This is a genomic window from Prevotella sp. 885 (assembly GCF_002265625.1).
GTDB lineage: Bacteria > Bacteroidota > Bacteroidia > Bacteroidales > Bacteroidaceae > Prevotella.
Genome location: NZ_NOVE01000076.1, coordinates 1 through 9,532 on the forward strand (window position 1 = coordinate 1; position 9,532 = coordinate 9,532).

At 42.6% G+C, this 9,532-nt stretch carries 10 protein-coding genes and 1 pseudogene; 6 read left to right on the forward strand and 5 right to left on the reverse strand.

Translation table 11 applies throughout. From position 1 onward, the window contains the following. The first annotated feature begins 120 nt into the window (after positions 1–120). Positions 121–1,005, forward strand: a complete 885-nt coding sequence (locus CHL74_RS14220) for a PD-(D/E)XK nuclease domain-containing protein (RefSeq protein ID WP_094881852.1) — start codon at positions 121–123, stop codon at positions 1,003–1,005. A gap of 115 nt (positions 1,006–1,120) precedes the next feature. Here CHL74_RS14220 and CHL74_RS14225 read toward each other — a convergent pair whose 3' ends face one another. Continuing rightward, positions 1,121–1,771: a hypothetical protein gene (locus CHL74_RS14225; RefSeq protein ID WP_141241350.1), complete on the reverse strand. Its 651-nt coding sequence runs from the start codon at positions 1,769–1,771 to the stop codon at positions 1,121–1,123. A 337-nt stretch (positions 1,772–2,108) separates the two neighbouring features. Here CHL74_RS14225 and CHL74_RS14230 point away from each other — a divergent pair, with 337 nt between their 5' ends. Beyond that, positions 2,109–2,684 carry a hypothetical protein gene (locus tag CHL74_RS14230; protein WP_254923333.1) on the forward strand — a complete coding sequence of 192 codons (576 nt, stop codon included), beginning with the start codon at positions 2,109–2,111 and terminating at the stop codon, positions 2,682–2,684. Positions 2,685–2,686: 2 nt separating this feature from the next. After that, positions 2,687–3,385 (forward strand): nucleotidyl transferase AbiEii/AbiGii toxin family protein, encoded by a 699-nt coding sequence (locus CHL74_RS14235; RefSeq protein WP_094881854.1) that lies wholly within the window; start codon positions 2,687–2,689, stop codon positions 3,383–3,385. Between the two features lie 103 nt (positions 3,386–3,488). On the opposite strand, the pseudogene CHL74_RS14240 reads toward CHL74_RS14235, so the two are convergent. Further along, a pseudogene (locus CHL74_RS14240) lies at positions 3,489–4,342 on the reverse strand (transposase); the annotation flags it as partial. Between the two features lie 96 nt (positions 4,343–4,438). On the opposite strand from CHL74_RS14240, the gene CHL74_RS14245 reads away from it, so the two are divergent. The 3 genes from CHL74_RS14245 (at position 4,439) to CHL74_RS14255 (ending at position 7,082) form a co-directional block, all read left to right on the forward strand. After that, positions 4,439–5,737 (forward strand): hypothetical protein, encoded by a 1,299-nt coding sequence (locus tag CHL74_RS14245; protein WP_094881855.1) that lies wholly within the window; start codon positions 4,439–4,441, stop codon positions 5,735–5,737. Positions 5,738–5,741: 4 nt separating this feature from the next. Next, on the forward strand, positions 5,742–6,245 hold the full coding sequence (locus tag CHL74_RS14250) for an immunoglobulin-like domain-containing protein (protein ID WP_141241351.1): 504 nt from the start codon (positions 5,742–5,744) through the stop codon (positions 6,243–6,245). A gap of 588 nt (positions 6,246–6,833) precedes the next feature. Further along, the gene (locus CHL74_RS14255) at positions 6,834–7,082 is read left to right on the forward strand and encodes a hypothetical protein (protein ID WP_094881857.1); all 249 of its coding nucleotides are present in this window, start codon (positions 6,834–6,836) and stop codon (positions 7,080–7,082) included. A gap of 99 nt (positions 7,083–7,181) precedes the next feature. Here the strand turns inward: CHL74_RS14255 and CHL74_RS14260 are convergent, their stop codons facing one another. From CHL74_RS14260 to CHL74_RS14270, 3 genes are all read right to left on the reverse strand, one after another. After that, positions 7,182–7,430, reverse strand: a complete 249-nt coding sequence (locus CHL74_RS14260; RefSeq protein ID WP_254923336.1) for a transposase — start codon at positions 7,428–7,430, stop codon at positions 7,182–7,184. A 73-nt stretch (positions 7,431–7,503) separates the two neighbouring features. After that, positions 7,504–8,106, reverse strand: coding sequence for a hypothetical protein (locus tag CHL74_RS14265; protein ID WP_176452274.1), 603 nt, complete (start codon positions 8,104–8,106; stop codon positions 7,504–7,506). A gap of 12 nt (positions 8,107–8,118) precedes the next feature. After that, a complete protein-coding gene (locus CHL74_RS14270) occupies positions 8,119–9,345 on the reverse strand; it encodes a relaxase/mobilization nuclease domain-containing protein (RefSeq protein WP_254923335.1) in 1,227 nt (408 codons plus the stop codon). Between the last annotated feature and the right edge of the window lie 187 nt (positions 9,346–9,532).

Sequence of the window (9,532 nt, forward strand, 5' to 3'; positions counted from 1 at the left end):
AAGTCCCTTGTACATATTAATGCTGACATCATTTTTCATACAGCAAAGGTAAACATCTTTACGGAAAATCTATCATGTATCGTTGATATATTTGGGTAGGGATGCCACGGACTTTATCGGATGAGCCCTGAAATCAAGAAGATGAGCGAAGCGAACAACTGGTCTGTAGAAGAGACTCACGACAGACTGAAAGCATATTACGACGGATATCATTTCTGCCGTCATAACATGGTGGATGTGTACAACCCGTACAGCCTCGTAAATGCGTTGAATTCAAAAGAAATAATTAATTTCTGGGCATCTTCCGGCGCAACATCGCTTCTCCAAAAGTTTGTAGACAATGCAGAATTGCGTATGAAGAACTTCGAAAATTGCCGAATAATGCGAAATACTCTCGAAATGTCTGACGTGTCTGGTGGCGGAGCCGAATTGTTCCTATATCAGTCGGGCTATCTCACAATAAAGGACAGCGATGAGTTTGGTTACATCTTAGGGTTCCCAAATGAAGAGGTAAAGCAAGCGCTCTACGAAATGGTGCTCCCTGCTCTGACCATGCGAGAAAGAAGTGACATCCAGTCCATACAAGCCAATCTGTATGCACAGTTAGGCACAGGTCAGATAGACGATGCAATGAAGTCGTTGAAAGCCCTTATCGCGGACGTTCCTTACAGCAACAAGAAGCTTGCGTCTATGGATATGGAGGAGCGTTACCGCCTCATCATCAGTACCATTCTGAATGCCATCGGCTTGAGTGTAGAGGTTGAAAAGATGATCTCAACTGGCAGAATTGATATGACGGTGAAGACCTCACGCTACATTTATGTCATCGAACTGAAACTGCGAAATAACGGTGGCAAGGAAGCTGCAACCGAGCAAATCCTCAACCGCCAATACATGGAACCTTTCAAGGCTGACAAGCGCGAAGTAATTGGATTGGGCATTGAACTTGACGAAGAAGGAAAGGGTCTCTTGGATTGGAAGCGCACGGAATCTTTTAGTGAGTAGTGGGTAGTGAGTAGTGATTAATTGATTACGGATTCGGCTGATTTTACTGAGGCTGCGCCATTGAGGAAGAAAAAATCAGAATGATCAGATAAATCCGTAATCAAAAGAAAAAAATTTAACTCATGCCGGGGAGTGTCAACCATCTTCGTTCACTATGCTCCTCTTTCCATTCCTCGAACTCCTTCTCCGAAGACTTTCCTTTGGCGGGATATGTCTTGTTGAGTTTTATCTCCATATCCGTCAGCTTCTCCTTGCGGTAATCCTTCAACGTATCGTTCTGTATCAGACGGTCAGTTTTATCCCAGAATATGAAAGCCTTGCTCTTTAATTCGTCCGCTGAATCCTGCATCCACTCCCTTCCATTGACAAGCGCCATGTGATACCAAAACCTTGTGAGTACCCAAGTGGATCTTGTCGGCTGGGCTGTCCCATTGACAAACTCGCGATAGACCTTCAGAGGAATATTGCATATCCAGCAGACCAAGGCTGTATCGCCGTTAGCCAGAAGGGTCATGTCCGTCAGCATCTGCTGCTCCGTCATTTTCTCCGACATACGCCAAAGCATCCGCTTTTCCCCGTATTCTATCTTAAGGGCTTCCTGCTTCTGTCGCCGATAACCATTCTCACCGAAGAAGAAATTATAGGCATACAACATAAACAGCAGTCCAAATAATCCCAACATCACTTCCCATGCTCTCCACCTGCGAGACTTCTCCGTGATATTCTTCTTGATATTCTGCTGATTTGATGTAACTACTTGAAACACAACAGCATTTAAAGCAGTAAAACCCCAAAAGAAACAAATCAGAAACAATAACGTACCAAAACACAATTCTACTAGCAAGAGATAACAAAAATTAACGTAGATAGAATGGGAAATTTTCCGATTGTGGGATTTGGCTGGATGCTTTACAAGAGATACATCTATCCATCGAATAACGTGAGTTCGGGGTGTTTTATAACATCATGATGTGAGTAGTAGTTGCCCAAACTCCTCCTTGGGTCATAAAAAAGAGGCAAATTTCAAGTTTTTGTGGATATATCTTGGAGATTCTGAGATTATTTACTAATTTTGCGAACTATTAATAGAAAATATTCATATTATGAGTTTGCAAAAGAATGTACTTGAGGTGATGCAAAATAGCTCTCGTTCAGTATTTAATGTACAGTCACTACGTATGTTGACTGACTGCGAAGATAGTCAAAAGCTCACTCAGTCGTTACATTATTACATAAAAGAGGGCAAGATTCGTAATCCTCGCCGTGGCATATACACAAAAGCGACTTACGACGAGAAGGAAATGGCATGTAGCTTGTACCGCCCGGCTTATATCTCGTTGGAGTATGTGCTTCAACGAGCAGGTATCGTGTTCCAGTATGATGATACCATAACGTGTGTGAGTTATCTCAATCGCATAGTGGATATAGACGACAAAACATATCAGTTCCGTATTATCAATCCTGAATTATGGATTGGTATGGAGGGTATCGAACAGAAGGATAATACATTTATAGCTGTACCAGAGCGTGCCTTTCTTGATATGGTTTATCTGAGTGCTGGCAATTGCTACTTCGATAACCTGCATCCATTGAACAAAACAAAGGTAAAACAACTTCTGCCGCTTTATAAGTCGAAGGCGTTGATGGAAAGAGTTACTAAACTATTAAATCTAAAATAGATATGGACAAGAACAAGCATAAGCTATACATGGCACAGATATTGAGTCTGATATTCAAAGATAAAGATCTCTGCAATGTTATAGCATTTAAGGGAGGTACATCATTGATGTTTTTCCACAATCTCAACCGTTTCTCAACCGATCTGGATTTCAATTTGCTTGATGCTACGAAACTTGACATTGTGTACAATAAGGTTAGAGCGATATTGACTCGATTTGGGACTATTGATGATGAGGCAAAGAAACTCTTCGGACCAGTACTAGTATTGAACTATGGAAAAGGGGAACGAATGCTAAAGGTTGAGATTTCGATACGCGATTATCCAAACCACTATGAGATGCGCTCTCTGGCAGGAACTGACATTCGTATTATGACAATGCCAGATATGTTTGCTCACAAACTATGTGCTATGGGTGAGCGTTTGTCACCTCGAGATATTTTTGATGTGTGGTTCTTCTTGCAGAACCATACTGAGATCAATGAGAAAATAGTTCAGTTGAGAACAGGTAAGAGTGTTGCAGAATATGCAGCGTGGTGTGCTGAGCATGTACGCGAGGCTAGTCCAAAACTTCTGATGCAAGGACTTGGCGAAGTGCTCAATGATGCCAAGTCCAAGACCTTTGTCAAAAACAAACTTATTGACGAGACATCTTCGGCACTTGAACTTTTCTCAGCATTTCCTATCATATATAAAGAGTAAGTTTCTACTGATGTGAACTGAGACTTGTATATCCTCAAATCCACAACTAAACCTTTCAACGTCCTTCTTGCGTGTACACATCCTCTCATTACTGAATTTGCTCCTTCGTCCTGCTGGCTGCCCATGCACACTCTATGATGGTCTTGCGGAGATATACATTTCCGTGAGTGATGCTCCTCGACTTGATTTTCTTGTTGGATTCGTCGTTTCTCGGTTTTAGACCGCTCCATGAAGCGAGGTGGTTGGCCGTTTCGAACTTGTTCATGTCCGTTCCGATTTCAGCGATCAATGATGTGGCCGCACGTTCCTTTATGCCGGGTATGGTCTGTAACCGTTTCAACTCTTCGGGGAATTCCCTTTCACAAATCTCAAGCATTCTGGCTTGGCATTTTTCCTTGTGTGCCTCCGCCATGTCGAGTTCATCACGCAGTTGTGATATCATGTCTATCTCTGCAAGGCTTACCACACCTTTGAGTGATGCTGTGATGGCATCTATGCCGTGGTGGTTGATGATGCGCCCATGTATTAGCTTCACCAACTCTTCGGGGGCGGTTATCCCTTGTGAGATGGCTCTCACCACGGCTTTGTAGCTTTTGCTGTCAACATTGGAAACGTAGTTGCTCAGACGTATATTGCAGCGTTGCAGCACGGCATCAAGTTTTGACAGCTTTCTTACTATCTCCTCGTTGAGGTAGAATATACGGCGGTCGTACTGACGCAGCTGTTGGATTGTCTCAGGAGGTACGAAGCTGCCGCGTATAAGCTCCTTCATCGTACACTCGGCAATCCACTGCGCATCCTTCACGTCACTCTTGCGATCAGGGAGCTGGGATTAGCAAGATTCAGCTTGAAGTGTGGAGACAGCACACGCCATATTGGAATCCAGTAGACGCTGGTGCTCTCCATTGACACCTCAACAACATGGTGATGAAGCATCAAGTCACTTAAGAACTGTAATGTTAAATTTATTAATTATGGTTAATAAAACAAACAACAAACTGTTTATGTTCTTAAATTTGTAATATTTTATAGAAATCCTTAAATATTATGCGTATGAAGAAATTTATATTTTATTTTTGTTTGTGTTGGGGCGTTATTACAATCGTTGGTTGCAATAAGGATGATGATTTTGACAGTTCTGATAACTATACAGACGTAACGGCTATAGATGAAAGTCAAAATCAATCTTACGTTTTACTTCAAGAAGTGCCTTCCGACTGTCAGGAAGAAGCTAACGAGATAAACGCCAGTTTGCTTGCCAAAATTAAGGTTGCCACGAGATCTGTGGATGGTGAGGACAGCTATCCAGACTACTATGGTGGTTCTTTCATCGAAAAAGATGGATTTTTGACCATTTCAATAAAGGGGGATTCCGTTAGTGGTGTTAACAGGATAAAATCCCTCGTAAATAGTTCTCTGTTGAAATTTAAACGATGTGTGTATTCATTGCAAGAGTTGAAAAATATAAAGTCGCATCTGTATTCAAAATATGCTGAAATGAGCACAAGTTTGAAAAGTAACTTAACAGCCATCGGTATCAGTCAGAAAAACAACGCTGTTGTAGTTTATCTTGCCGATTGTTCTCAATCAAGAATAAAGGAGTTTAAAAATTTTTACGATAACCCTGCTGTAGTGTTCACAAACATGGGAAAAATCAATACAGATAATCCTTGCCTTTCCACACAGCTTGTTAATACGCGCTCTTACACAACATTGGCTACAATATCTAAATTTCCTATTGGCGCTGGTGATACGTGTCTTATTTCAATGTCAGGTGATAAACCTATCTACGGCACTTTCGCATTTCGCGCCCAAGAGACTTCTGGACAAAAACGTTGTGGATTAGTGACCGCAGGGCATGTGGTCAGCGTTGGGCAATACTGTTATGATAAAGATTTCAATCCTTTTGGCATTTGTTCTTCCCGAATTGTCTCAACAGGAAATGCCGAAGCTTCTTTTATTCCATGCGGCTATTTGGATGAATTCAACATCAACAATTATATTGGTGGCAGTTCAAGCAGTGTTCTATCGACGACGACAAACAAACCAGGAGAAGGGACTTACGTGAACAAATATGGCGCAACAACGAAACGCACAGGTGGTTATATACAGGATATAGATTGTACTGTTCTGTCTGAAGACGAAACGGCGACATTCTCTGATATGACACTTGTGAAATGTACCGCAGATGGAGGAGATAGCGGTGGAATTGTATACACCTATATATCGAAGTATAATACACGCTTGACAGTCGGTGTCGTATATGGACACCCTGAGAAAATGGGAAAGAACTATCTCATCTACTCTAAGGCGGATAACGTTTTGAAAGCATTGAATCTTAAAAGGTATTGAACGTATGAGAAATCTGATATGTATATTAACATTGTCCATATGTAGCTCTTTTACAGGATGCTCCACACAAGCCACTGGCTCAAACGGCAACGATTCCGTTGCGGTGGCTCTGAGTGACAGTTTGCACAGCGATAGCGGTGACAGCATCATGATGGAATTGTCTGCAAATCGTTTCAAGGCACCCGTTGACACCATTGTGTCTGCCAAGATTGTCAACAACACTAAGTGTTCATCAATTTCGCTAAAAGGCAAAAGGGTTGTTGAGAAAAAGATTGGCGAAAATTGGATACCCTTTGAACACAGGGAAAGGAGCAAGGGCGGAGCGTTGTATTCAGTCACCCTGTTGGCGGTGAATATTGGCAACGGCGGAAGCTATGACATAAATATTCCTCTGCGAAGCGAGGACTACGAGAAAGATTTCTCTCCTGGCGAATACCGCTTGGGCAGGGAGATAGAAATAAATGGCAAGGAAAAACGCTACGTTTATTCAGTCTTTACGGTTTATTAAAGACAAGAGGTGAAAAGGCTTTTCACCTTTTGTCCGAATACAAGTGCTGAAGCAATCTCTGCAACTGTGTTGCAGAGATTATTGCCGTACCTTTGCAAACGAGAAAATGTGAAGATTGGCTACACTCTACATTGCTCAAGCAAGCTCGGCTTTGCTCTCGTTTGAACAATCATTGCGGCCGAAAATAGATACACAATATAACAATGAATACAAGAATATATCCATCAGGGTCTGTTTATGGACTTTGGCATCAGCTGTTATCAATTAACGGTGTGGCATTCTTTGCTACTTAACTGACATGTTAGGGGTATTATGCTTCTCCCCACCTGCAAAGCTGGCATTCTGACTGGCGCAGCCAGCGTTTACTGAAGGAGAGCGGCGGCAGGGTATGCTACTTTAATGGATGCGTATCTCGAATGGTATCCAAAATAGGAACCGCCGTATGCGGAACCGCACGTACGGTGGTGTGTTATGCGAACTTTTATTTAATGCGAACTTTTTGCCGCCGATGCTAATGGTTATTAGCCAATCAGGCGATAAAAGTTCGCATTAAATTTTTATTTTTGCAGGCGTAATACTACTACGCCTATGAATATAAAAGATATAGCGGGCTCTGACATTAAGCCGTTGCTTAAGTATATTGAGGAGCAAACGAGTAAAGACAATGCCTATCTCTACCGAACAGAGTTCAAGCATATAGCAGAGATGGCATCAAGTCATCCATCCATCACCATAGATGAATACAAAAAGTTGTTAGCAGACTCTGCAAAGAGCGGAAGGCTTCAGACGCTAAGGCGTATGAGCTATGTCGATAAGATATACCCCAGTTCGGGATAACCGAGTGTTTTATACAATATAAATGCAGCGTGAATACGCCACCTCCCCATACCATTAAGAGAGGGTAATAACAGAAGGTTGAAAGAAGTTGTTTTGCCCTTAGAATAGTGACAGCTGTTTGGTGTCTTCGATGCAGTATCCTTGCAATGCCTTTGGCTTGTTGTCAAAGAAACAATATGCTCCCAATGCTGAAATAAGGTTCATGATAAAGTTGCTTACAGATCTATGGCGTGAGTGTACAATCTGTGCCGTATTCTTCAGAATGTCGTTAATGGTTTCGATAATGTATCTCTTGCTCAGCATCATTCTTATCATTATGGCACGAAGAAGGTATTTAAATTGGTTGATTGGTTATCGAGATAATAATAGTAGTTGCCTAATTTTAAGTGCAAACTTAATGTTAGGCAGTAACTCGTCTATCTCATATATAGTTCTGTGCAATTATCATTCCAACACCTCCTGCAACCACAAAGATACCAATTGTGAAGAAAAACCAAAAGAACCATTGGGCATAGTGACCGAGGTAGCAACCATCATATTCTTTGTAGCGTTCACGGACTTTTTTCCGTTCATCAGCAAACATGGAATTGACCTCACGGATATGTATCTGCATCTGTGAGGTCATCCATTGACGTTCTTTGGCAAACAGTTCTTGAATTTTCTGCCAGTCAGCATCATTGACATTTACAGACACCTTTAATTGTGTTGGCGCATTTTCCAAAACTTTGTCTATGTGCTGATTGATAGTATCTACCTTTTGGCTGATAGTAGTCACAGCACCACCTAATTTTACTTCTGCACGCTGATACTGCTGAATGGAAGATTCCAGTTCAAGTGCGGCATTGATGAAGGTGTTTGTAGCCTTGTCAATGTCCTCACTCAACTGCTTCAACTCAGGAACTCGGTTTACAAGTCCATCCTCGGCTTGCTGTTCCTCAACCTCGTTTTCGACATCATTCATCATGTTGTCGAAGTCGGATCTTTCTTCTGTGTCTATGTTTATCTTGCTTTTTCTGATTGCCATATTGTCATTGATTTATCGGTGGAAACTTCTGCTGCGTGGTTTAGGCTTGCACATGGAATGAGCCATCTGTGCGCAACGGTGGGCAAACTTCCAGTCATCTTCATCATCCTTCTTGCCCCAACCAGAAGAGGGAGCAGAAGCGCCACCGCCACATGACTCAGACATGGAAGTGGCAGCATCAATATACCCTGCAAACAACAGCATCGCTACATGAGCGACATTTTCTGTTGTCGCTATATCATTATCCTCTGGAATCTGAACCTCATTAGTAAAGACATCTTTGACAGCGTTCGGAATCCACACCTTTTTGACTTCATCGCCAATGTTGATTGTGAATGCCGTTTGTGCAATTTGAGGTTGCGCCTTTGGTTGTGATGCTGTTGGAGTCTGAATGACAGGACGAACTGGGCGAGGCGCAGGAGCAACGGATGGAGAAACAGGCTTTGTCTTGACTTGTGTAGGTTGTGGGTGCAGTTTCTTCCATGTGTCTTCTATCTTTGATGCCATAAACTTTCTGCCAATCTCAGAAGCCTTGAACACGGAAGCGTTCTTGCCGACAGTGTAGCCGACAAGTTTCCGTTGCTTATCGTAACGTGGCTTTACCTCATAGCCTTTCATGCGCAACAGATTGAAGTATCTGTCAATGTTGAACTGTTGCATATCTTTAAGAGTATGTTCGCAATCTTCCGCAAGTTCCACTTTCCGCATGTTCCGAATCTCCTGCGGTTGTTCCCACCCATGCCGCATATTGATGATTTCCGCAGCCTTCATTGCCCGAAGATGAATATCATGCACATCGTTGGTGTTACCCTCCATGTCCACACGGCAACAATCAATGTGAAGGTGCAGCGTTCCTGACTTGGAGTCAGAGTGCAATCCGCCCACATTCATAGAATTGGTGAAGTTGGTCTTTATCTCATTGGAGAAACCGTTGAGCGTAAGTCCAACAGAATCCAAAACTTCCAAGGCTTCGTCTTGGAGGTTTGCCCAATCTACCATCGTGAAGTTGGCAGACTCTTCCTTTGATGGGGAAAGTACAAAAGTGGTCATGAACCTTTCCAACTTTCTGCCCACCGTCCTTTCCGCCTGATGATACTGGCAATGATGCTTCATCATGTACCAGATGGCGGTAGGGTCAAGACCATCGGGCATATTGTTCACCTTGACCGTCTTTGCATTCTCCTTTTCCAATGCGTACCTTACGGAGTTGCCTCCATACGATACTACCTTTGCGAGCATAATCATGATTACTCCTTTGATTTGGTCTGTACGTTTGTTGCGATATTCTCTTCAATGCTGTACCAATGTTGGATAAGTCCTGCAACGGCATCAATCCACCAACGCATGAACTTCTCATTCTTGAAGAACCGAGCCTTTTCCTCAGCCGTTTTCTTGGATAGCACGTTGCTGATTTTTATCAAATCCG

Coding starts and splice junctions, on each gene's coding strand:
- CHL74_RS14250 (WP_141241351.1), top strand. CDS start 5,742: ATGAGAAATCTGATATGTATATTAACATTGTCCATATGTAGCTCTTTT.
- CHL74_RS14235 (WP_094881854.1), top strand. CDS start 2,687: ATGGACAAGAACAAGCATAAGCTATACATGGCACAGATATTGAGTCTG.
- CHL74_RS14230 (WP_254923333.1), top strand. CDS start 2,109: ATGAGTTTGCAAAAGAATGTACTTGAGGTGATGCAAAATAGCTCTCGT.
- CHL74_RS14270 (WP_254923335.1), bottom strand. CDS start 9,345: ATGCTCGCAAAGGTAGTATCGTATGGAGGCAACTCCGTAAGGTACGCA.
- CHL74_RS14245 (WP_094881855.1), top strand. CDS start 4,439: ATGAAGAAATTTATATTTTATTTTTGTTTGTGTTGGGGCGTTATTACA.
- CHL74_RS14220 (WP_094881852.1), top strand. CDS start 121: ATGAGCCCTGAAATCAAGAAGATGAGCGAAGCGAACAACTGGTCTGTA.
- CHL74_RS14265 (WP_176452274.1), bottom strand. CDS start 8,106: ATGGCAATCAGAAAAAGCAAGATAAACATAGACACAGAAGAAAGATCC.
- CHL74_RS14255 (WP_094881857.1), top strand. CDS start 6,834: ATGAATATAAAAGATATAGCGGGCTCTGACATTAAGCCGTTGCTTAAG.